Raw genomic sequence first — 23,407 nt, 5'->3', positions numbered from 1 at the left:
GGGCTGTGGCTTGTAAGGTATTAGTTGTTTGCGGCTCACCGGTGGTGGCGAGCGCGGATCTGTTGCGTCGACTAGCGGGGGAGTGCGACCACGTTGTCGCCGTGGACCGCGGGCTCGACGCGCTGCTGGGCGCCGGCCTGGGCTGCGACGTGTATGTAGGAGATGCCGACACGGTGAGCGACACCGGTCGCGCGTTGGTCGATGCCGCCGAGGCCTTTGAGGTAGAGCGCTACGACCCCTACAAGGACTATACCGATCTAGCGTTGGCACTCGATTCGGTCCGACGTCGCTGGCCGGGTGCCGAAGTGGTTGCGACCTGCGCCACCGGCGGCCGCCCCGACATGGCCCTGTCTGTGTTAGGGCTACTGGCAGGCTACGAGGATGCCCCCATTTGGATTGCCGAGGACAAGGTGGTCGCCCGCATCCTTCACGCAGGCGAGTCGTGGATCATCGAGGGTGCCGAAGGCAAAACCTTCTCCATCATCGCCATAGCCCCTGGGACAGTAGTAAGCGAACACGGCCTAGAGTGGGAGCTAGACCACAGCCCTCTAGGCCTGTTAGCTGACACGGGCATCTCTAATGTCGTAAGGAAAACGGCCAAGATCCAAGTCCACCAAGGAACGGCAATCGCCTACCTCTACAAGTAAGGTGCCGCCGCGTGAGGGTTTTATTGGGACGGTGGGTTAATTAGCTGGTTTTGGCTAAGCCAAAACCAGCTAATTCAGCCCCGTCCCAGGAAAACCCGTAAGAAAAAGTTTCAACAAAAATCTCTTGCATCAAGTAAAACATTCCCCTATAGTACTACCTCGTCACGGGGGCGTAGCTCAGCTGGGAGAGCGCTTGACTGGCAGTCAAGAGGTCAGGGGTTCGATCCCCCTCGTCTCCACCATCGTGAATGCAAAGGCCTTCGGAAAACCGAAGGCCTTTTTTCATGCGTGTTCACGCCACAAACCAAAGTGACGCGCGTATCAACCTGTAAAAAGTTGCGCAATTACCTCCCCGTTTTGTACAAAGTTTGTTAGCCAAACATAATAGTTTGAGCAATTCACGCCGCCAGTAATACAACTCAGGCAGTGCTCACTAACCAACACACCCCTATAAACCTGCGGTAATGTGTGCAAGACGGCACAATATCTCCCATAACTACGGCAAATAAACAATATGTTGCTCAACATACCCCAAAACGTATGGGCTAGCGGCTGTGCTAGGATATTTTACGTTACATGGGTTCAACTGTGCTCACGGCTCCAGCAAGCCGCAAAGCGCAGGGTCGATCAGTATCCGGCCGTAACGGCGGTGCCAGAAACACCACGAACTCCAATAGCGTCGTCATACGTATCGCATCGAATGACTTTGTGCTTGTCTACGGGCAAGCTGTTCTTTCGATTCGATATTCTACGACTCATCGCAGCAGCCCTACAGCTGTTTGCGTGCGATTCAGTTTTGTTCCCGCTTGACTGGATCGCACGCAGCCAGCTGGGGTCGCGGTTATTTTGCGATACACGTCCGCGACTCTAGCAACTGCACTTATACATACCGTTCACGGTGGGGCAGAGCCACGCGCTTGTCTAACTGGACTCAGGGTTTGAATATGGAGCGCCTTCACGCACAAACGCCCTGGCGAAGCCATACCTAAACCCCGTGAGCCACACGTAAGACAGCAAGGGGGTGGTGCTCGTGTGGTATGTGATCCAGGTCATTAATGGTCGCGAAAATGTAATGCGCGAGCGCATTGAGCACGTGGTGTCGGCTGGCACCATTCAGGAGCTCTTTTATCCCCAATTTCAAACCGAGATCAAAGTACACGGCGAATGGGTCAATACGACCAAGCCGCTCTTTCCCGGTTATCTTATCTGCGACACGGCAGATCCCCGCACCGTGCAACAGTACTTGCTTCGCATGGACGACTTTGCCCGGGTGCTTTCCCAGGACGGTCAGTTTGTGCCGCTGGCAAAAGAAGAGGTTCAGCTTATTGGCAGCTTTACTCATGCGGGAGACCGCGTAGTGCCCATGAGCGAGGCCTTAAAAGACGGCGACCAGGTCGTAGTGACGGCAGGTCCGCTGCTGGGCCACGAGGGCCTTATCAAAACCATTAACAGACGCAAGAGCACTGCTTATCTGGAGCTCGATCTATGCGGTCGACGTGTAACTACGCGCGTTGGCCTTGCCGTGCTTTCTGCCGAGCAGCGCGCAATGCGAAACCTTAAAAAGGCGATCGCCTAGCTGCAGGCGACTATTTAACGGGACAGGGAGGATCCCCGGGGGCGGGGACGTAGGCTAAGAGAGAATGTATTTAATGGGCGAAATCAAAACTGCTGCACTATTGCTGTTTATTACCGCTCTGGTGGTGACGTTGTTTACGGTGCCACTTGCGTCAAAGATTGCATGGAGGGTCGGCTCGATTGATTATCCGAGCCGACGTCGTGTAAATACCAAGCCCACTCCGCGTATGGGCGGCATTGCTGTAATGCTTGGCATGGCAGTTTCCTTCCTTATTTGGGTCTTGGCTGCTCCTTCTCTTGGTATGCCTTCTGCAATTCAAGTTTTGTCTTCCAATGGGGTAAATCCTTTGGGAGTGGCTTTGGCTATAGCGGCAATGTTTACCGTTGGCGTTGTCGACGACGCAATTCAACTTACTGCCCTCAATAAGTTCTTCTGGCAGATTGTTGCCGCTTGCATTGCGGCTGCGTCGGGCGTGGTTATTGGAGAAATTGCAAGTCCGCTGAACGGTGGTTATCTCGATCTTGGCATCTTTGCCTATCCTCTCACGGTTATTTTCTTGGTCTCCTTTGCCAATATCATTAACTTAATTGATGGCGTTGATGGCCTCGCGTCTGGAATTACTGCTGTTTGCAGTGCTGCACTATTTGCTATGTCGGTTTTGACCTTCCGTTTTGAAACCGCCGCTTTGGTTGCCGCACTTTTCGGTGCAACGCTTGGCTTTTTACGCTGGAATTTTAACCCTGCTAAAATATTCCTTGGAGATTCCGGCTCGCTACTTCTTGGATTCTCCCTGGGTTTGGCCGTCATGTTGCTTAATACGGGCCATACTTCCCTCTCGATGATCCTTGCTCCGATTGTTATGGTCGGTGTCCCCATTCTGGATACCTTTGCTGCAATTGTTCGTCGCTCTCGAGTCGGAGTTAGTATCGGTACGCCCGATAAGGGGCATATTCACCACCGACTTCTCAAACGTGGCTTTGGGCAAAAGGCTCTAGTTGCAATTATTTATGCCATTACTGCCTTGCTGTGTGTGTTTGCATTCATCATTACCCAGGTCCCGCTCATCTGGAAGCTGCTTATCTTTGTTGTCTTGGCCGCGCTCGCCATTCTTTTGGGCGTGTATCTGCAGATGTTCGTTCCTGTTGTGCGTAGGAGATTTGATCCTGAGACCGGTGAAAACGAAGTTGTTCCCATCAATGAAGTTGACGAGTCCGAGGATTATACAAAGGACGAAATTGCATCTGCACTTGTTGGTGCGGTCGATGTCGATAAGGTGTCTGCTGGCCCCTCATTTAAGACCGAGCGCCCCCTGCGCGTTTTGGCCGTTAGCCAGCATTATTGGCCTGAGCCGTTTGCAATTGCCGATGTCTGTGAGGGACTTGCCGCCATGGGCCATGAGGTTACGGTACTCACTGGCACCCCAAATTATCCTGATGGCGATATCTATCCTGGTTATGAGCGCGGTGCTCGCGGCAGTCAGGAGCGCAACGGCGTTCATATTAGACGTGTTGAAATCATTCCTCGTGGACGTGAAATTTGGCAGCGAGTGATCAATTACTACAGCTTTAGCTCTAGGGCTACTAAAGAAGCTCTTAGGATGAATGCAGAGTATGACGTTGTCCTTTCGTTCCAGACTTCACCCGTTATGATGGCAAGACCCGCTCTTGCATACGGCGAAAAGCATAACGTGCCTGTTTTTTTGTGGTGTCAAGATCTCTGGCCCGAAAGTCTGACTGTTGGCAATATCAAGCGTACGTCCCTCATTTTTAAAGGTTATGCACGGGTTTCTCGCAAGATTTACAACGCGGCCACCGTTTTGGCTGTTACGTCGAGAAACTTTAGCGACTACTTTAAGTCCGTTCTAAAAATGAATCGTGATACGGTCTATCTTCCGCAATATGCAGAGGATATCTTCAATGAAGAGGCTCCTAAGCGTTCAGAGTATGATTCCGCAAAAGTAAATCTAACGTTCGCTGGCAACGTCGGAATTGCTCAGGCTGTGAATACATTTGTAGAAGCCGGTCACTATCTTGAAGGTGACCCGAGATTTGCGCTGCACGTTGTGGGTTCGGGATCTGAGCTTGAAACTCTTAAGAAATATAAGAGTGAAATTGGAGCTTCTTGCGTTGAATTCCATGGACGCCATCCGTTGGCTGAAATGCCGTCGTTCTATGGCTCAAGCGACGCAATGGTTGCCACTTTTGCTAACAATTCAATTCTTGGCTATACGCTTCCTAGAAAAGTCACTTCCTATATGGCAGCAGGAAGGCCCATTTTGGGCACCGTGACCGGCGAGGCCCGTCATGTAATCGAAGAGGCTGGATGTGGCTTGTGCTGCGATCCGGAGGATCCAGAGGGTCTTGCCTCTATTTGCAGACAATTTGCCGATATGACGCCCGGCCAGCGCGAGGAGATGGGTAAGCGCGGCAGGCGCTATTACGAAGAGCATTTTGCAAAAGACAGCTTCTACACGATTCTCGAGAAGGAGCTTCAGACTATGAAGGATGGCAAAAATGAATAGCTGCGGCGGAGCATTTACCGGCAAGACCTTGATGATCACGGGCGGCACCGGATCGTTCGGCAACACCGTGCTCAAGCACTTCATGAACACCGACCTGGCGGAAATCCGCATCTTCTCCCGCGACGAGAAGAAGCAGGACGACATGCGCCACCGCCTGCAGGAGAAGTCGCCCGAGCTCGCCTCCAAGGTGCGCTTCTTCATCGGCGACGTCCGCAACGCCCAGAGCGTGCGGGACGCCATGCACGGCGTGGACTACATCTTCCACGCCGCCGCCCTGAAGCAGGTGCCCTCCTGCGAGTTCTTCCCCATGGAGGCCGTGCGCACCAACGTCATCGGCACGGACAACGTCCTGCACGCTGCCATCGACGAGGGCGTGGACCGCGTAGTGTGCCTTTCCACCGACAAGGCCGCATACCCCATCAACGCCATGGGCAAGTCCAAGGCCATGATGGAGTCCATCATCTACGCCAACGCCCGCAACGGCGCCGGCCGCACCACCATCTGCTGCACCCGCTACGGCAACGTCATGTGCTCGCGCGGCAGCGTCATCCCGCTGTTCATCGACCGCATCCGAAAAGGGGAGCCGCTCACGGTCACCGACCCTAACATGACCCGCTTCCTCATGAACCTGGACGAGGCCGTGGACCTGGTTCAGTTCGCCTTCGAGCACGCCAACCCCGGCGACCTGTTCATCCAGAAGGCGCCGGCGTCGACCATCGGCGACCTCGCCGAGGCCGTGCAGGAGGTCTTCGGCCGCGTTGGCACCCAGGTGATCGGCACCCGCCACGGCGAGAAGCTCTTCGAGACCCTCATGACCCGCGAGGAGCGCCTGCGCGCCGAGGACATGGGCGGCTACTACCGCGTCGCCTGCGACTCGCGCGACCTGAACTACGACAAGTTCGTCGTCGACGGCGAGGTGGAGACCCAGGCAGACGAGTCCTACACGAGCCACAACACCGAGCGGCTCGACGTGGAGGGCACCATCGCCAAGATCAAGACGGCCGAGTACGTGCAGCTGGCCCTGGAGGGCCGCGAGCACGAGGCGGTGCAGTAGGGTGCGCGTCCTCGTCACCGGCGCCAGGGGCTTCGTCGGGAGGAACCTCTGCTGCGCGCTGAAGAACATAAGGGACGGCAAGGACCGGCGCTCCAAATACCAGCCTCTCCTTCCCCTCGAGGTCATGGAGTACGACCTCGACTCGGCGCCCGCCGAGCTGGAGGACTACTGCTCCCGCGCCGACTTCGTCTTCAACCTGGCGGGCGTCAACCGCCCCAAGGACCAGTCCGAGTTCATGGAGGGCAACTTCGGGTTCGCCTCGACGCTGCTGGAGACCCTCGAGCGCCACGGGAACACGTGCCCCGTCATGCTTTCCAGCTCCGCACAGGCGAGCCTGTCGGGCCGCTTCGAGGGCTCGGTCTACGGCGAGTCGAAGCTCGCGGGGGAGGGCCTGTTCCGGGAGTACTCGGAGCACACGGGGGCGCCGGTGCTCATCTACCGCTTCCCCAACCTCTACGGCAAGTGGTGCCGCCCGCGCTACAACTCCGCCGTGGCGACCTTCTGCGACGCCATCGCCAACGGCCGCCCCTACACCGTGAACGACCCCTCGGTGGAGCTGGAGCTCCTCTATATCGACGACCTGGTCGACGAGATGCTGGGTGCGCTGCTGGGCGAGGAGCACCGCTGCGGCTACGAGGGCCTCGAGAGGGTGGAGGGCGAGGAGTTCTGCTACGTCCCCGGTACCGACGTGAAGACCCTGGGCGAGATCGTCTACCTGCTGGACGCTTTCCGCGACAGCCGCGAGACGCTTTCGGTGCCCGACCTTTCGGAGGGCTCCTTTTCCAAGAAGCTCTGGAGCACGTTCCTGTCCTACTACGAGCCGGGGAACTTCGCCTATAGCCTGAAGCCCAACACCGACGACCGCGGCTCGTTCACCGAGTTCCTGCGCACGCCGGAGCGCGGCCAGGTCTCCATCAACGTCTCGAGGCCCGGAATCACCAAGGGCAACCACTGGCACATGAGCAAGTGGGAGAGGTTCCTGGTGGTCTCCGGCACCGCGTCGATCAAGTTGAGGAAGGTGGGGGAGGACTCAGAGGGCAAGCTGTTCCCCGTCGACGAGTATGTCGTCTCGGGTTCCGACATGCGCGTGGTCGAGATGGTCCCCGGCTACACGCACTCCATCACCAACCTGTCCGAAACCGAGGACCTCGTGACGGTCATGTGGGCCAACGAGCCCTTCGACCCCGAGAACCCCGACACCTACTACGAGGAGGTCTAGCCGCATGGGCAAGGACTATTCCGATATCGCATTCAAGGACGACGGCCGCCTGAAGCTGCTCATCATCGTGGGCACGCGCCCCGAGGTCATCCGCCTGTCCGAGGTCATCAAGAAGTGCCGCCGCCACTTCGACTGCCTGCTGGCGCACACCGGCCAGAACTACGACTACACGCTCAACGGCATCTTCTTCCGCGACCTGGAGCTCGCCGACCCCGACGTCTACCTGGATGCCGTGGGCGCCGACCTGGGCGAGACCGTGGGCAACATCATCGCCGCGAGCTACAAGCTCATGGTGCAGGTGCAGCCCGACGCGCTGCTGATCCTGGGCGACACCAACAGCTGCCTGTCCGCCATCGCGGCCAAGAGGCTCCACATCCCCATCCTCCACATGGAGGCCGGCAACCGCTGCAAGGACGAGTGCCTGCCCGAGGAGACCAACCGCCGCATCGTCGACGTGATCTCCGACGTCAACCTGGCCTACTCCGAGCACGCCCGCCGCTACCTGAAGGACACCGGCTGCGCCCCGGAGCGCACCTACGTCACCGGGTCGCCCATGGCCGAGGTCCTTCGCGCCAACCTGGAGAAGATCGAGGCATCCGACGTCCTCTCCGAGCTCGGCCTGGAGCCGAAGAAGTACATGCTGCTCTCCGCCCACCGCGAGGAGAACATCGACACCGAGGCGAACTTCACGAGCCTGTTCACCGCCATCAACGCGCTCGCGGAGAAGTATGACATGCCGATCCTGTACTCCTGCCACCCGCGCTCCCGCAAGCGCCTGGAGGCCACCGGCTTCAAGCTGGACCCCCGCGTGCGCATGCACGAGCCCATGGGCTTCCACGACTACAACTGCCTGCAGATGAACGCCTTCGCGGTGGTGTCCGACTCCGGCACCCTGCCCGAGGAGTCCAGCTTCTTCGCGAGCGTCGGCCACCCGTTCCCGGCGGTGTGCATCCGCACCTCCACCGAGCGCCCCGAGGCCCTGGACAAGGCGTGCTTCACGCTCGCCGGCATCAGCGAGCGCGGCCTGCTGCAGGCCGTCCGCACCGCCGTCGAGCTCGACGCGGAGGGGTCGCTCCCCGAGGCACCCGTGCCCGACTACGCCGACGAGACCGTGTCCACCAAGGTGGTCAAGATCATCCAGAGCTACACCGGCGTCGTGGACAAGATGGTGTGGAGGAAGAGCCTGTAGTGACGGTCTATGCCCACATAAACACCGTGCCGAACGGCTCGACCGGCGGCATTATGATGAAGGAGCACCGAGAGCTTCTGGCTGCCGGCGAAGAATCCTATGTGTTCTGGGGTCGTGGCCGCGAGGCGGAAAAGCCGAACGAAATGAAGTTTGCCTCTGATGCAGAGGTTAAGCTCGACGTGCTTCAGACTCGCATAGATGGTAAAGCGGGTTTTCATAGCAAAAACGCTACTAAACGTCTTCTTGCTCGACTTGATGAGATTAAGCCTGATATAGTGCATCTGCATAACCTGCATGGCTATTACGTCAACATCGAGATGCTGTTCAAGTGGCTCGCAAACCATAAATGTAAAGTCGAATGGACCCTACACGATTGCTGGGCGTTTACGGGCCACTGCGCGCACTTCACATATGTGAAGTGCGAAAAATGGAAGGCTGGTTGCGGTAACGGTTGCCCGCAGCTCGGCACATACCCGAAGACATACTCCAAGGCCTCCTGCGCGTGGAATTTCGACCAGAAGAGGCGGCTCTTCAACCTGGTGCCGGCCGGGCGCATGAAGCTCATCACGCCCTCCCAGTGGCTCGCAAACCTGGTGGGAGAGAGCTTCCTGTCTAAGTACCCCGTGGAGGTGCGACATAACACCATCGACACCAACGTGTTCAAACCCACCCCGAGTGACTTCCGCGAGAGGTACGGCATAGGCGACAGGTTCATGATTCTCGGCGTGGCGAGTCCCTGGACCGAGCGCAAGGGACTTTCCGACTTCGTGCGTCTGGCGGGAGAGCTGGATTCCGAGAAGTACGCAATCGTGCTTGTGGGGCTTTCCGAGAAGCAGATGAAGAAGTTGCCCGAGGGCATTGTCGGGCTGACCCGCACAGACTCTCAGATTGAACTTGCGAGCATATATACTGCTGCTGACCTTTTTGTACACCCGGGAATTGAAGAGACGTTTGGAATGACCGTTGCTGAGGCTCAGGCTTGTGGAGCAACGGTAATGGTCACTGCTGGCTCTGCCTGCGTTGAGGCTTGCTCTCCGATTGGAAAGAGCTATGAAATTACTTCATATGATGAGATGGCAGAGCGTATTAAGGGCTTTAGATCTTGCTGGGGTGTAAGAAATGGCTCTAGATAACAGCACTATGTGGAGAAGTGGGGCTCTATACGCTCTCGTGGTGTTCTCGGGATTAATGATTATTAGCGACTGTGACGCACTGTTCGGAGCGGTGACGCTTTATTTTAAGTATTTTGCTTTGATCGTTTTGGCAATCTATATGGCGGCTAATGCCTGTCGAAAAGGCTTGTCAAAATATGCGCTGGTTCTTTCCCTTGTTGGGCTCGCGCTGCTTATTGTTAGTGTTCCCTTTCAGACGGCGTCTTTTTCTATCGTACAATCTTTCGGTCTATATCTTCTTGTCTTTTGCTTCGCTGCGTTTTCGAGATCGCTTTCGGCAACACGAAGAGAGATTGCGGTTGTCTCTATTTTCTCTGCTGGGCTCGTCTTGGTTTTGTGCCTTGTCTCTTTCCAGGATTGCATCTCTCAGCTCTCGTCTGGTTTTTCTCGTTTGAGGATGAAAGGATGCTTTTCGAATGCTAATTCACTTGGACATATCTGTTCAATTTTGATTATTCTGCATGTTGCATTGTATGAATTGGGTTTAGAAAAGAAGTTAAAAAAAGTAATTAGTTTTGATATTTTCTTTTTAACTATAATTTTGCTTTTGACAGGAAGTCAGACTGCCCGCTATGTCACACTTTCTTATATCGCACTCAGGTTGTATTTTAATAAGATTATTGAGAACCCTCTCTGTTCAAAAAACTTAAAGGCGCTGGCAACCATAGCATTGATTGCAGGCATTATTAGTCTATGTTATCTAGCACCTATAAACTTGGCAAAGTCCAATACATTCATGCTGCGGTTCGAGACTCTTGTTAAAATGAACTTACAGGATCCACGGTTGCTGTTTGGCTTCGGTTATGTCTCCTCAGATGGTGTTGCAGAAATTACCACTGAGGCCGGCGGCGCGGTAGAAATGCTCTTTGTTTCGCTAATCTACCGCGTTGGAATCATCGGCCTCTTCGCTTATTTGCTTCTTTGGTCGGCGTGCTTTGTTGGCTCTGATTGGCGATCAAGTCATGGTGTTCTGATCTCCGTTATTGTTGCCCTGTTTTTGCAAAGCGTTGGAGAATCCTACATGTCAAGTGTTATGTCTTTTGTATCAGCCTGGGACTGGCTCCTTTTGTCCCTTATTCCGAGCATGTATTTACTTTCTTTAAAAAAAGGGCAGATGCGGGAGGAGTCTTATAATGAATACTCGAAAAAAGATAATACGGCCCTTTGCACTCGGCATTATTAACATATTTTTATCCGGGAATCATTTTTTTGCTCTGAAAAGCGTGCTGTTAAAGCTCTCGGGTTTTGAAGTTGGCGACAATTTGAGACTGGTTGGACCTTTATATGCAGGAACCTGTATTGATGTGAGCTTTGGCGACGATGTTTGGATCGGCAGGGACGTATCTTTTGATGGAAACGGCAGTGTTGTAATTGGTGATAGAGTTGATGTCGGTCCAAAATGTACCTTCGCCACGGGCGGGCATGTTATCGGAGACCGGTCCAGAAGGGCTGGAGAAGGAGAGACGCATGCTGTAAAGGTGGGTGATGGAACTTGGCTTTCAATTTCTGTTACAGTTTGCGGTAACACGCGAGTTGGTTCGGGCTGTGTTGTTGGTGCTGGCTCGGTCGTTTTGAAAGAACTTCCTGATAACACTTTATGCGCCGGAATTCCCTGCGTCGTAAAAAAGGCCTTGAATTAATATGCCTACAGTTACTTTTTTCTCTAATTATCTGACTTCCCACCAACAGCCGTTGTGTGAAGCATTTGAGGAATTTCTTGGTGCAAATAATTATCATTTTGTTGCCGAAACAGAATATCGCGCATCGGTAGATAGCAGTGCAGCCGGTCATGTTGAGAATGTCCTTACTCCCAGTTATTTAGTCGAATCATACTCATCAAATAAAAACATGGAGTTTGCAAAGAAACTTGCTCTTGAGTCTGACGTCGCAATATGCGCCGGCTATTCTACATTCTTGGAAAAAAGGATGAGTGCCCGTAAAGGTTTGACATTTGTTTACGCCGAGAGACTGCTAAAGCGCGGACTTTGGTTCCGTTATTTCCCTCCTAAAAGATTGCGCGTCAAACGCGGGTTTGGACAGTACGCTGACAGAGACGACTTTTATGTTCTCTGCGCCTCTGCATTCACTTCTTATGATTTGTCCTTGTTCGGTTTTCCAGATGCGAAGTGTTTCAAATGGGGTTACTTTCCCAAAGTGCCTTCGCTGATGCCAAAGAAAGAGCCCTCAGAAACGCTAAGGGTGCTTTGGGTTGGCAGAATGATTGATTGGAAGCGGCCCGATCTTGCAGTGAGCATTGCCCATGCTCTTAAACGGTCTTCAGTTGAATTTTCTTTAACTATGGTGGGAGATGGTCCTCTTAGGGGCTCAATTGAGGGCCTCGTAGATAAATGCGGCCTACATGACTGTGTTTCCGTTGTCGGGCAGCTTGCCAACTGCAAGGTCTACGAACAGATGCGCGAGGCGGACGCTCTTCTTGTTACTTCTAACCGTAAGGAGGGTTGGGGCGCCGTTGTTAACGAGGCAATGGGTATGGGATGTGCGGTTATTTGCGGGGATGCAATAGGGGCAGCGCCATACCTGATTCGCGATGGCGAAAACGGTTATGTTTGCAAAGATGGGGATGTTGCTTCCATGGCTTCGCGATTGGAGACGTTGGCAATCAACAAAGAGCAGCTCGCCAGATTGCAAGATGCCGCTTTTCAGACGGTATCCAGAGAGTGGAACGCTCGTGAGGCCGCGTCACGTTTCATCAAGCTTTGCTCACGGCTTAATCTCGGTCGCGGCGCCGATTTCTCTAGCGGTCCCTGTTCACCCGCGATGTGTATTTCTGATGAATGGATTTAATGTGATTGGGCAAATAGCGCGAAATGTGCAAGTTGTTGTTTCGAATTGCTTCGATTTTGCTAGTGGTAAGTTTACGATAGGAGGCGTTCAGACTTATATCGCTATGCTTGCCGAGGTATTACTTAGCAATGGATATGGCGTCAACGTATACATGCCCAACGGTGAAAGACGCAGCTATGTCGATGCGAATGGAATGACTGTTGTCGGTGTTCCTAATGTGCCGACAATTAAAGAGCTTGTGCGCATTGTCGAGTCTGAAAGCGATTGTAAAAGGGACATTCTGGTTTTTGCCACAAGTACACAGATTGTGAAGACGTCTTTTAGGCACAGCATCGGGATACAGCACGGTATTTATTGGGATACTACCACCATACACGGCAGGTCTTTTCGGAGCCGTCGAGCTTCAACGCTAGCACGTGCTGTTCAGGCGTACCAGATTCTGAAACAGCATTCCTGCGTTTCCCACATGGTGTGTGTTGACTTGAATTATGTAAATTGGATGAGGGCGCTGAGTGTTGCTAATAGGCTCTCCTATACCTACATCCCTAATTTCGCTAATACCTCGCTATCTGTCCTTGAACGTAAAGACGATGGTAAAACCCGTATAGTTTTCGCGCGGCGTTTTGAGGAGATTCGCGGTTGTGGGTTGCTTATCGATGTGATGCCGAGAATTCTTTGCGATCACCCCGAGGTGGAGTTGACCATTGCGGGCGGCGGTTCCCTGGAGGCCGAGCTGCACGAGGCTTTCGACGGCAACGGTTGCGTTTCCTTTGCTCGCTATGACGCGGACGAGAGCATCGCTTTCCATGGGCAGTTTGATATCGCGCTTGTGCCCACCATCGGTTCTGAAGGCACATCTCTCTCTCTTCTCGAGGCCATGGCTGCTGGCTGTGCCGTGGTCGCTACGGATGTGGGCGGCATGTCGAACATCGTTCTTTCTGGGCATAACGGTCTTCTGGTGCGCCCCGAAGCCGACGACCTCTATCGCGCGGTCAGCGCGCTCGTTGACGACGCTTCTCTGAGGGAGAGACTCGCACGCAATGCCAGGCAGACGGTGGAGGACTCTTTCACGCGGGAGCGTTGGGCGGATAGTTGGACGGGCATCCTGAAAGAATTCGTATAGGGAGCGTTTTGGTGACAGAGAATCGCGGAAAGGCCAGGGTTGGAATCCTGACCTGGCACTACTACAGCAACGTGGGCAGTAACCTCCAATCTTGGGCGATGCAGCGCGTGCTTTGCGGCATGGGCCATGACGTTTCTTTCGTTAACTATAGGAGGCGCGAATTCGACGGGGAGAGGTTCCCCAAGGGGGCGGTCAAGCTGGTCCTTGACACCCTGCCGTTTGGGCCCTGCTTCGATACATGGAGATTCCAACGAGACGAGCTGAGACAGACGCGCAAGACCTACGATCCCGAAGAGGCCCGATCGCTTTGCAACGGGTTCGATGCGCTCGTTTGCGGCAGCGACCAGATCTGGGCCCCGAACGTCTTCAACCCCGTTTACATGTTGGACGGTGTGGACGACGCCGTACGTAAAGTCTCCTACGCCGCCAGCATCGGTCTTCCTGACATTCCCGTTGCGATGCGCGGGCGTTATAAGGAACTCCTCTCGCGCTTCGACGCGATCGGCGTTCGCGAGGAGCAGGGGAGAGACCTGATTATCAACGAGTTGGGCCTTAAAGCTACTGCGGTACTTGATCCAACGTTCCTCGTCTCTCGGGATACCTGGCTTTCCCTTGCCGATGGCTTCCGTTCGGCTGATGAGCCTTACATTTTCTGCTACTTCCTCGGGGCGCCCTCTCGCTATGCCGATGCGGTCGCGGAGGCCGCTCGGGAGACTGGTCTCCGTGTTGTCGCCTATCTGCCGGAGGCGGGGGGCGCGGAACTTTCTGGTTGCGAGACGATACGTAAGATGGCGGTTCCCGAGTTCCTCGGTTACCTTTCGGGGGCGGCGTTAGCCATGACCGACTCCTTCTACGGTATTGCGCTCTCCGTCAACCTCGGTGTAGACTTCCTCGCCTACAGGAGATTTGACGATGGGGACGCGATTAACCAGAACTCTCGCGTTCTGAACATTCTGGGAAAGCTCGGCCTCCTCGACCGGCTCATGCCGCTTGACGGGGTCGGCCTCGCGGGCATTGATTGGGATGCGGCGAGAACCAGGCTCGACGCCGAAGTCGACGCTTCTAGGTCCTTTCTTGCCGATGCGCTTCGAGGCGTGGGGTGTGGCGTATGATGCCCAATCTGGCGTGCGGGGATCTCTGCACCGGTTGCACTGCCTGCGCCGCGGCATGCCCTAAATCATGCATCAAAATGGAACGCGATGAGGAGGGTTTCCTTCAGCCCGTCGTTGGAGACGACTGTATTGGATGCGGCGCCTGTGAGCGCGCTTGCCCGATAGTCTCCGGCGCCACCGGTAACCCCACCGTGGGACAGACTGCCGTCGCAGCCGTAGCGCGAGACTGCGGGCTCTGGCGTGCGAGCTCGTCGGGCGGCGCCTTCTCGTGTCTCTGCGATGTGTTCGCCCAGATGGGCGATGAGGCCGTGACCGTCGTGTATGGCGCAGCCATGGACTTCCCAACGGTCAGGCATGTCGGGTGCGAGATGCCCGTTATCGCGCCCCTGCGCAAGTCAAAGTACGTTCAGAGCGACAAAGGGCACACGTTCAGGCAGGTCCGCGATGACCTCATGACCGGGCGACGCGTCCTTTACTCGGGCACCCCCTGCGAGATAGCGGGGCTCAGCGCCTATCTGGGTAGGCTTCGTGACTCCGAGAACCTCCTCCTTGTCGACCTCATTTGCCGCGGCGCGGGTAGCCCCGCCGTTTTCGAGGCCTGCATGGAGAGGGCGTCTGCCAAGCTCGGCGAGGTCGTCGACTACGAGTTCCGCTGCAAACTTCCCGTCATGGGCAACTACGAAAGGCACTTGTCCATGTACAAGTACCTGGACAAGCATTTCGATGCCAAAACCAAGTTCGTGAGGGTCGACGACTACAACAAGCTATTCCTGAACCAGGCATGTCTTCGCCGGTCGTGTATGGAGAACTGCCGCTTCAGGAACCGTAAGCGATTCGGCGACATCACCCTGGCTGACCTCAACGGCAAAGGCGCGCTTTACCCCGAGCACGATGACGGCCGAGGCTGGTCCTCGATAGTCGGGAATACCGAGAAAGGACGTGCCGTTATTTCCCGCCTTTCGGATGCGATGGAGGTCTACCCGTCCTCGCCGGATGACGTGGCGCGCTTCAACCCGCTCTTCGATCATACGACACCCGGTAACCCGAGGCGTGACGAGTTCTTCGCGCGCTATACCGCCGGGGATGATCTCGGAGAATTGGTTAATGAGTTTGGGCTTCACGCGTCCTTGAAGTCCTCCGTTCTCATTTTCGTCCCGAGGGCGTTCAAGCGTTTTGTCAAGAGGGTCGTTAGGGCGGTGAAGCGCTGATGGCTGATGTCTCCAAGCACACCGTTGTCACCTCGCTTGCTTGGAAGTTCCTTGAGCGCGGCAGCGCCCAGGTCGTGTCGTTCGTTGTCTCTCTGGTGCTCGCGCGTTTGCTGGGACCCACCGACTACGGAGTGGTCTCGCTGGTGCTCGTCTTCACGGCAATTGCACTTGTCTTTGTCCAGGGCGGGTTCAACACAGCGCTCATCCAGAAGGAAGGGGCCAGCGAGCTCGACTACTCGAGCGTGCTCGTCTTCTCCCTCGGGATGTCGTTTGCGATCTACATCGTACTTTTCCTAGCCGCACCCTCGGTTGCGGAGTTTTATAACAACCCAGAGGTCTGCCTGATACTCCGTGTTATGGCCCTCGTGCTCCTGCCGGGAGCTTACAACTCCGTGCAGATCGCCTATGCCGAGAAGACTTTCCAGTTTAGAAAGCTTTTCGTTGCAAACCTCGCCACGGCGGTCTGTTCCGGAGCTGTGGGTATTGCTCTTGCCTTTGCGGGGGCGGGCGTCTGGGCGCTCGTGGCGCAGCAGCTCGGCAATCAGGCTTTCGTGTGCGCCGTGCTTGTGTTCACCTTGCACTGGCGTCCGAGACTCGGCTTTTCCCTGGAGTCCATCAAGGGTCTCTTCGCCTTTGGCGCAAATGTCCTTGTGGGCAACCTGTTGGTTTCGGTCTTTCTCAACCTTCGTAACCTCATCGTCGGTCGCCTCTTCGATACGTCCACCCTCGGCCTCTTTAACCGCGGCCATCAGTTCCCATCGACGGTCATGAGCGCCATCACCGGCAGCATGCAAGAAGTCATGTTGCCGACGTTTTCGGGTGTCCAGGAGTCGCCGGAGCGAGTGCTCTCTATCGCGAGGAGGTCTGTTCGCGCAAGCTGCTTTGTTATCTTCCCGCTTCTGTTCGGTCTCGGCTCGTGCGCCTCGACGCTTGTGTTGGTCGTCTTGGGGGAAAGCTGGATTTGTTGCGTGCCTTATCTGCAGATCTTCGCTGTCTCATATTGTTTCCAACCGATTCAGCTAATCACCGCCCAGGCGATGAGGGGGCTGGGGGACAGTAAGACGACGCTGAAGCTTGAGATCGTCCGTAAGACTGCCGAGTTCGCTCTCATGTTTCTCAGCATCGCCCTGGGCCCCGTCGCCCTCGCGGCGAGTTCGGTCGTTGCTGGCGCTGTGTCGTGCGCTGTGGCCCTCGTTCCCAACGTGCGCGTACTGGGCTACAGCCTGCACGATCAGCTTTGCGACCTCCTTCGTCCCCTCGTGGGCTCGGCTGTCATGGCTTTGTGTGTTCTGGCGATTGGAATGTTCCCGCTACCCGGCGTGGCCGTTCTCGCCTTTCAGATCTTGCTTGGAGCGGTGATCTATGCCGTTTTCATGTGGCTGATGAGGGACGACACGATGATGATGCTCGTAGGTGGTTTCAAGAAAGTTCGCTCTCATTGATTTGAGATTTTTTGAATAGTGAACTTCAGAAGTCGAGCTAGAAGGAGACTCGCTTTTCGGCATACGCGTGCTTAGGGTTGGGTACCAGGCCAAGTCGCCTTAACGTCCCTGGGTATACTGCCTATAAGACGAACGAAGTTAGGAAATAATCTTATGAATGACGCAGCTAAAATAGCCCCCCAAAGCAAAGTGGATTACTGCTATTCAAGGTTTGCGGGCCATCTCGTTTTTGGCCATTTTCGTTTCCCATTCAAACCTAGGCTCGTTTGGCTGCCTCGGAGCCTGGGGTGTTTCCGTTTTTCTCATGCTCTCGGGATTCCTGATGGCTTACCAGTACCTGCAGAAGCCGTCCGATCTAGTGTTTGGTTTACGTTTTGCGTGGAATAAGGTCAAATCGCTCTACCCTCTCCATCTCGTGACCATGGTGGCAAAGATTCCCGTTGCCATTTTCGATGTGCTTACCGGTACCTTGAGCCTAGTAGCTTTCGTCGTCGCCGTAATCCTGAACGTTGGCATGGCGCAGATATGGGTCCCTTGGCAAGCGATGTACTCCGCGCTGAACGGCCCCTCATGGTTCATGTGCGTCATTGCCTTTTCCTATTTTCTGTTCCTGCTTCTCTTGAAGCAGCTTAAGAGGCTACGAAGTGTGAAAGACGCGATTTTGTTCATGGGGGGATTCGTCGCTGTATACCTTATTGCCGCCATCTTCGCGTATATTCTAAAGGAAAGCGGCGCTACGGCTGGAGTTGTCCAATGGTGCACCTATTACTTCCCGCCGGTGAGGTTTTGCGACTTCGGCATCGGTTGCGCCTTGGGCTGGATGTTCCTGAACGTCGATAAGTCAAGCTTGCGCTGGTTGAGCGGCAGCAATGGGGGCGCTCAGCTTATTTGTTTCGGCCTTATCCTCCTTTCGATGTGGGCTTACACCAACGAAGCGCCCTTATTTGGGTCCATGCCCATTCGTTACTCCATTCTGTTCTTGCCTACTACCGCAGCATTGATATGGCTGGTCTCATCGTGTTCTGGGAAAGTAGAACGAGTGTGGAGCTGTGGATGGTTGACTTGGATTGCTGCGCTTAGCCCCTACGCATTTCTTATCCACGCTGTTGTCCTTAAGTATGTTGGCAAGGCTTTTACTGTGGTGTTGCCAATGGACCCCAAAGTCTTTGTCGCTATATTCGCCCTTGCGGTTACGTTGACGCTTTCTGCCTGTTGGAAAAGTTTCGACAAAGCATGTAAAGCTAAACACGCGTGACATAACTCTTAACGGCTATTCGAAAAGGAGTAGACGGTTCATGTCTATTAATACCAAGAAAGTAATGCTCGTCTTCGGCACCCGCCCGGAGGCAATCAAGATGTGCCCGCTCGTCAACGAGCTTAAGGCGCGCAGGGATGAGTTCGAGACCGTCGTGACAGTGACGGGCCAGCACCGCGAGATGCTCGACCAGGTGCTGCGCGTCTTCGACGTGACTCCCGACCACGACCTTGCAATCATGAAGCCGGGCCAGACGCTGTTCGACGTGACGTGCGACGTGCTGGTCAAGCTCAAGGCCGTCCTCGAGGACGAGAAGCCCGACGTCGTCCTGGTCCACGGCGACACCACGACCAGCTTCGCCGCTGCGCTCGCCTGCTTCTACCTGCAGATCCCCGTGGGGCATGTCGAGGCCGGCCTTCGTACGCACGACATCTACAGCCCCTGGCCGGAGGAGTTCAACCGCCAGGCCGTCGACATCGTGAGCGAGTACTACTTCGCCCCCACGGAGGCCAGCAAGCAGAACCTGCTCGGCGAGGGCAAGCCCGAATCCAAGACCTGGGTCACCGGGAACACCGGCATCGACGCCCTGCGCACCACCGTGCGCGAGGGCTACTCCCACCCCGAGCTCGAGTGGGCCGAGGGCTCCCGCCTCATTCTCATCACTGCGCACCGCCGCGAGAACCTCGGCGAGCCCATGCACCGCATGTTCCGCGCCATCCGCCGCGTGATGGAGCAGCACCCCGACACCAAGGCGATCTACCCCATCCACATGAACCCGCTCGTCCGCAAGGCGGCGCACGAGGAGCTCGACGGCTTCGACCGCCTGCACATCATCGACCCGCTCGAGGTGCTCGACTTCCACAACTTCATGGCGGCGAGCCACCTCATCCTCACCGACTCCGGCGGCATCCAGGAGGAGGCCCCGAGCCTGGGCAAGCCGGTGCTCGTCATGCGCGACACCACGGAGCGCCCCGAGGGCGTTGCCGCCGGCACGCTGAAGCTCGTCGGCACAGAGGAGGATGTCATCTACCGCGAGTTCAGCCGCCTGCTCAGCGATCAGGCCGAGTACGAAGCCATGAGCCATGCGTCGAACCCGTACGGCGATGGACATGCGAGCGAGCGTATAGCGGACGTGCTTGCGCAGTAGTTTTCTCCGAGCTGTTTTATGAAGCTGCTCTTTTGGAACATAAATAATAAGGACAATGCCGACCTTGCCCTCGCGTGCATGCGAGAGAAAGAGGTCGGCATTGCTGCTTTTGGTGAGTTTTCTGGAACTGAATTCTCAGATGAGCTCTTAAAGAGCTCTGGATATCGCCCAATAGGTTATGGTGGGTGCGACAAAGTCAAAATTATTGCTCAGGAGTCCATTGAAGTTATTGACTGCTTCGAGGAATCTCGGTTTACCGTACTGCCAATGAAAATCGACAAGATTTGCTTCGTCATGGCCGCCGCGCATCTTGTTGACCGTATGTCCTCAGCCGATCCGGAACCAAGGCTAGTAGATATACGCAAGATGATGGACGTGATTCACGGGTATGAAAACGAGCTATCAATTAAAAGGACTATCGTGATGGGCGACTTAAACGCAAATCCTTATGACAAGGAGCTACTTCTCCCTAACGCATTCAACGCGATGCTATTTAAAGGAATAGTCAGGAATAAAACCGGAAGAACGTGGTGCGGAAACGAATATCCCTTTCTGTATAACCCAACTATTCATTGGCTATCTGAGGAGTTAGAAAACTACGGCTCCTTTTACTATTCCGGGGATTGCACTAACCCTATTTGGAACTGTTATGACCAAGCGTTGGTAAGTCCAGAATTGATGGATCGCATCAATTCCTACAGCTATCTAAAGAAGATAGGGGATGAGGACTTGATAACAAAAGTCCGTCCCAACAGCAAGATTAGCGATCATTTACCGCTGTTAGTTGATATCGATTTAAGTTAGGTGAGCTGTTATGACTTCCAGTGCAAACCCGTGGTTAGAGGTTCTCTCTCAGCCTCAGCAAAAGACAACAGACGGAATTATCCCTTATTTTAATAAGCAGACCAAAATGCTATCTGACGCATCTGGAGGCAAGGTTAAAGGGTTGTTTTCACGGACTTTCGATGTTAACAGGACTCTTGTCCCAGCGCTTGATTTGGCTGAGAGCGCATCTACTGTAGTTTCAAGAATTATCTCAGGTAGTACAGTCCACTTTGCCTCAGATTCTGATCTCAAAGATGCCGGTGATCTGTATAAGAAAAATGACTTTTGCTTCGAGATTCGTACTGATGGTTACCGGTTCAGGCTATTCACCATTGAATTCGATCCGTCGTACCCTGCCGTCATGACCATCGACCGAGGCGTGTGCAAAGATCTTGCAAGGATCTACGACCGTTATAAGTTCAAAGAGGCCGAGCCGTGCAATATCACGATACAAGACGATGAAGATCTCGACATTGTTTTTAACCAACTCCTAAAGAGCGAAAAGCTAATCTACATCTGTAACCGGCTTATGAACGAAGCGTCGTAACTGGATATCAATTAACTGATCTGTCTAACCTTTCTATTTGTTATTTCGCCTTTCATGCCATCCATCTTGTTGCAACTTATTATGGATCGGCACTCAACACGAGACGTAGGAAATGGACCGCTGATAGCTGCGATGTAGCGGGGCTTTCATCTTGAACCCAGGAACGATTTTGGGGTCATTTTAGGTTTAAACTGAACGCGGTTAACGAATGGATCATGCTTTCATTTGAGGAGGGCATTCATTGAGCGACAACCTAGACAATCAAGTTGAGTATGTGCGATCACTTGCAATCGCCTTTCGCATGGCGATTGGTCGTGCCCAAGAGTCTGGTGAACTGTCTCGAACTGTAATCGCATCCTTTCCTATAGGTTGTTGCGGATACACAAGTGACTTACTGAAAAGGTATCTAGACGAGCATGGCATAAAAACATGGTATGTATCTGGAACGTATCGCGACCCATCAACAAATTACTCGCAATCTCATGCTTGGCTTGAACTTGCCGATGGCACCGTAATCGATATTACCGGGGACCAGTTCCGGTTCGAGCTGCATTCCTTACAGAATGACTGTCCAGTTTACTGTGACAAGCCGAACGAGTTTTACAATCTTTTCGAACTTGCCCCGCCCTGTCAATGCGAGGGCACCTATTCAATGGATGTCAAACGCAAAGAAAAGTTGGCGTACGATATTATCTGCAAGTTTCTTTAGGTCTGCGTGTCCGTATCTTTATAGTTGCGCGATTTGCATTGAGTAATTTTCGCCGAGCCTAAATTAACTACGACTTTAATCCTGAGGTGTTATTTATGCCTGTTACTTCTCGAAGGTCGCTTGTTGCCTACAAATTGACTTGTCATGAAGCTCGTAAACCCGACAAGCTGTTTGAACTCGATTCAATCTATAAAGGTGGATTCACTCGAGCGTTCGTTGAATTTTGCGGATCAGACCAAGGTACAATCCAGCAAAAGGATGTTGGGAAATACTGCCATCTTGAAAAGCCAAAAGTTCAAGATGAAGGTGTTCTGCTTGAACTTCAATCTGGTTCAAACGGTGAAGATTTTGCCATTCTTGATCCTGGATCAGATTCCATAGTTGGTGAATATGATAGCGAAAAGGCACCCATGGTTCGTTCGAGGGTATACCTTAGAAATCCTGTTGGAAACTATGCAATTTTATGCGTTGAACATGTAAACGGATCTGCCGGCGACACATTTCTGAAGACACCATTTAAGAACTGGTTAAAAGCGGCGGTCCCAGGATGCCTTTTAGATTGGGAGCCTATAGCAGAAGAAGAATCGCTTGATGCCTTTAAGAGCATCGAAGATTTCGAAGTTCGTAAATATCTTAGGTCAAGCGACATGGCGGATTCGTTAATTACTGGTGCTAATTACATTTCATATAAGTTGGCCCATAAGAGAAGGCAACCTTTTCCAATCGCCCTACTTAAGGAAGCTCTTTCTGATTTCACCAAAGCAAAAACAATTTTTGGCCTTGTTGAGTCTGACATAACTGATAACAAGGTCGATGTGTTTGTTCGAGCAAATAGCAAAGATGGCCGAACCGTAAGATTCGACATTTCATCATCGTTCGACATGAAAATCAGAGAGCTCCTTAACGACCGTGGCGAAGCAGTCTTGAGTGATTCGGCTTTCATAAAGAAGTGCAACGAAAAGTGCGAGGTGATTGAGCATCGTCTTGGACGGGCTTAATTAGTGAATGGCGGTTTCGCATGGGGAAGATTTCACTTAGGGATATATTTTTTCGCTATTTAAGAACGCTTCATTCGGTTGATGACGACTCCCTTTATAAACCAGATATTTTTGTTCATTTTGTTATTCCTATTGGATTGTTTATTTGGGCAATCATTCAAACCGATAATGCCGCTAATGTTCGTGCTTATTTTGCAAATGCAATGACTGCCATATCGGTTATTTCTGGCTTTATGTGTGGTCTTGCAGTAATGATCTTTGAGCTTAGGATTAACTTGAACCAAAGTAATGGCGAACTGGGAGAAAACGCTCAAGAAATTAAGTTAATTGATGAGCTGTTCTCTGATGTGTTGTGGTCGGTCGTTGTTGGTTTTCTAACGGTTGGCTGCATGGCTTTATCTGGTGACGCTACTGATTCCTCAATGGTGAACAACTTATTCACTGCTTTCTCGTTGGCTCTCTGTTGCAACTTTATTTTCGTTACTCTTATGTGCCTTAAGCGTATCGACGTTTGTTATCAAGTCATATCTCGCTTTTGGGGAAGGAAGAAGTAGAGGGGCATCTTGCCTTCTTCGCTCCGACCGCTTCGGCGGAGACTGTCTACCAACCGCCTTTTTCTCGGTCTTTTTCTATCTTTGCATCGGCATTGATCGCACTTCCGTGTGTTGGCCCGATTTTGTCCTTCTGATCGCGTCGAAAATGTTGGTGTAAGGGTGACACCCTAGCGCTCGTTTAACGAAGAACGGTCTTCGTCCTAGAATCTGAAATCACCACAACAACAGGTTCTAGGAAAGGACGAAGACCGCTATGGAAATCTTATCAGACCCGACGCCGGACATGCTCGCTATGCCCCGTTTC

21 protein-coding genes, 1 tRNA gene and 1 pseudogene are annotated in these 23,407 nt (G+C 53.6%); all 23 read left to right on the top strand.

Translation table 11 applies throughout. The annotated features are described in order from the left end of the window. The first annotated feature begins 5 nt into the window (after window positions 1-5). The 23 genes and pseudogenes from ACTQXI_RS07650 to ACTQXI_RS07540 all read left to right on the top strand — a co-directional run bounded on the left by ACTQXI_RS07650 (window position 6) and on the right by ACTQXI_RS07540 (window position 23,103). Window positions 6-647, top strand: a complete 642-nt coding sequence (locus ACTQXI_RS07650; RefSeq protein WP_441548474.1) for a thiamine diphosphokinase — start codon at window positions 6-8, stop codon at window positions 645-647. Window positions 648-813: 166 nt separating this feature from the next. After that, window positions 814-889, top strand: a tRNA-Ala gene (locus ACTQXI_RS07645). Window positions 890-1,677: 788 nt separating this feature from the next. After that, on the top strand, window positions 1,678-2,223 hold the full coding sequence (loaP, locus tag ACTQXI_RS07640) for an antiterminator LoaP (protein WP_441548473.1): 546 nt from the start codon (window positions 1,678-1,680) through the stop codon (window positions 2,221-2,223). Between the two features lie 73 nt (window positions 2,224-2,296). After that, window positions 2,297-4,744: a glycosyltransferase gene (locus tag ACTQXI_RS07635; protein WP_441548472.1), complete on the top strand. Its 2,448-nt coding sequence runs from the start codon at window positions 2,297-2,299 to the stop codon at window positions 4,742-4,744. Then, window positions 4,728-5,798: a polysaccharide biosynthesis protein gene (locus ACTQXI_RS07630; protein WP_441548471.1), complete on the top strand. Its 1,071-nt coding sequence runs from the start codon at window positions 4,728-4,730 to the stop codon at window positions 5,796-5,798. The genes ACTQXI_RS07635 and ACTQXI_RS07630 overlap by 17 nt, the downstream gene beginning before the upstream one ends. A 1-nt stretch (window position 5,799) precedes the next feature. Further along, entirely contained in the window at window positions 5,800-7,017 is a 1,218-nt protein-coding gene (locus ACTQXI_RS07625) for a polysaccharide biosynthesis C-terminal domain-containing protein (RefSeq protein ID WP_441548470.1), read from the top strand. 4 nt (window positions 7,018-7,021) lie between these two features. Further along, complete coding sequence (wecB, locus tag ACTQXI_RS07620; RefSeq protein WP_441548469.1) at window positions 7,022-8,206, top strand: non-hydrolyzing UDP-N-acetylglucosamine 2-epimerase; 1,185 nt, start codon at window positions 7,022-7,024, stop codon at window positions 8,204-8,206. Continuing rightward, entirely contained in the window at window positions 8,188-9,339 is a 1,152-nt protein-coding gene (locus ACTQXI_RS07615) for a glycosyltransferase (protein ID WP_441548468.1), read from the top strand. Before wecB (ACTQXI_RS07620) ends, ACTQXI_RS07615 begins: the two co-directional genes overlap by 19 nt. After that, a complete protein-coding gene (locus tag ACTQXI_RS07610) occupies window positions 9,326-10,561 on the top strand; it encodes a hypothetical protein (RefSeq protein WP_441548467.1) in 1,236 nt (411 codons plus the stop codon). The genes ACTQXI_RS07615 and ACTQXI_RS07610 overlap by 14 nt, the downstream gene beginning before the upstream one ends. Next, window positions 10,512-11,018 (top strand): acyltransferase, encoded by a 507-nt coding sequence (locus ACTQXI_RS07605; protein ID WP_441548466.1) that lies wholly within the window; start codon window positions 10,512-10,514, stop codon window positions 11,016-11,018. Before ACTQXI_RS07610 ends, ACTQXI_RS07605 begins: the two co-directional genes overlap by 50 nt. 1 nt (window position 11,019) lies before the next feature. Further along, window positions 11,020-12,183: a glycosyltransferase family 4 protein gene (locus tag ACTQXI_RS07600; protein ID WP_441548465.1), complete on the top strand. Its 1,164-nt coding sequence runs from the start codon at window positions 11,020-11,022 to the stop codon at window positions 12,181-12,183. Then, on the top strand, window positions 12,170-13,306 hold the full coding sequence (locus ACTQXI_RS07595; RefSeq protein WP_441548464.1) for a glycosyltransferase family 4 protein: 1,137 nt from the start codon (window positions 12,170-12,172) through the stop codon (window positions 13,304-13,306). Before ACTQXI_RS07600 ends, ACTQXI_RS07595 begins: the two co-directional genes overlap by 14 nt. An 11-nt stretch (window positions 13,307-13,317) precedes the next feature. After that, complete coding sequence (locus ACTQXI_RS07590) at window positions 13,318-14,418, top strand: polysaccharide pyruvyl transferase family protein (protein ID WP_441548463.1); 1,101 nt, start codon at window positions 13,318-13,320, stop codon at window positions 14,416-14,418. Further along, a pseudogene (locus ACTQXI_RS07585) lies at window positions 14,415-14,567 on the top strand (NADH-quinone oxidoreductase subunit I); the annotation flags it as partial. The gene ACTQXI_RS07590 and the pseudogene ACTQXI_RS07585, both read left to right, overlap by 4 nt. A 144-nt stretch (window positions 14,568-14,711) precedes the next feature. After that, the gene (locus ACTQXI_RS07580) at window positions 14,712-15,626 is read left to right on the top strand and encodes a Coenzyme F420 hydrogenase/dehydrogenase, beta subunit C-terminal domain (protein WP_441548485.1); all 915 of its coding nucleotides are present in this window, start codon (window positions 14,712-14,714) and stop codon (window positions 15,624-15,626) included. Next, a complete protein-coding gene (locus tag ACTQXI_RS07575) occupies window positions 15,626-17,068 on the top strand; it encodes a lipopolysaccharide biosynthesis protein (protein WP_441548462.1) in 1,443 nt (480 codons plus the stop codon). Before ACTQXI_RS07580 ends, ACTQXI_RS07575 begins: the two co-directional genes overlap by 1 nt. A gap of 193 nt (window positions 17,069-17,261) precedes the next feature. After that, window positions 17,262-18,323: an acyltransferase family protein gene (locus ACTQXI_RS07570; RefSeq protein ID WP_441548484.1), complete on the top strand. Its 1,062-nt coding sequence runs from the start codon at window positions 17,262-17,264 to the stop codon at window positions 18,321-18,323. A gap of 40 nt (window positions 18,324-18,363) precedes the next feature. Then, window positions 18,364-19,470 (top strand): non-hydrolyzing UDP-N-acetylglucosamine 2-epimerase, encoded by a 1,107-nt coding sequence (gene wecB / locus ACTQXI_RS07565; protein ID WP_441548461.1) that lies wholly within the window; start codon window positions 18,364-18,366, stop codon window positions 19,468-19,470. 78 nt (window positions 19,471-19,548) lie between these two features. Next, window positions 19,549-20,274, top strand: a complete 726-nt coding sequence (locus tag ACTQXI_RS07560; protein ID WP_441548460.1) for a hypothetical protein — start codon at window positions 19,549-19,551, stop codon at window positions 20,272-20,274. Window positions 20,275-20,284: 10 nt separating this feature from the next. Further along, window positions 20,285-20,842, top strand: coding sequence for a hypothetical protein (locus tag ACTQXI_RS07555; RefSeq protein ID WP_441548459.1), 558 nt, complete (start codon window positions 20,285-20,287; stop codon window positions 20,840-20,842). Window positions 20,843-21,083: 241 nt separating this feature from the next. Next, entirely contained in the window at window positions 21,084-21,551 is a 468-nt protein-coding gene (locus ACTQXI_RS07550; RefSeq protein ID WP_441548458.1) for a hypothetical protein, read from the top strand. 95 nt (window positions 21,552-21,646) lie between these two features. Then, window positions 21,647-22,549, top strand: coding sequence for a hypothetical protein (locus ACTQXI_RS07545; RefSeq protein WP_441548457.1), 903 nt, complete (start codon window positions 21,647-21,649; stop codon window positions 22,547-22,549). Window positions 22,550-22,569: 20 nt separating this feature from the next. After that, complete coding sequence (locus ACTQXI_RS07540) at window positions 22,570-23,103, top strand: hypothetical protein (protein WP_441548456.1); 534 nt, start codon at window positions 22,570-22,572, stop codon at window positions 23,101-23,103. Window positions 23,104-23,407 lie beyond the last annotated feature (304 nt).

This window comes from Collinsella sp. LCP19S3_C9, assembly GCF_052121575.1.
Lineage (GTDB): Bacteria > Actinomycetota > Coriobacteriia > Coriobacteriales > Coriobacteriaceae > Collinsella.
This window is presented reverse-complemented; position numbering and strand designations above follow the sequence as displayed.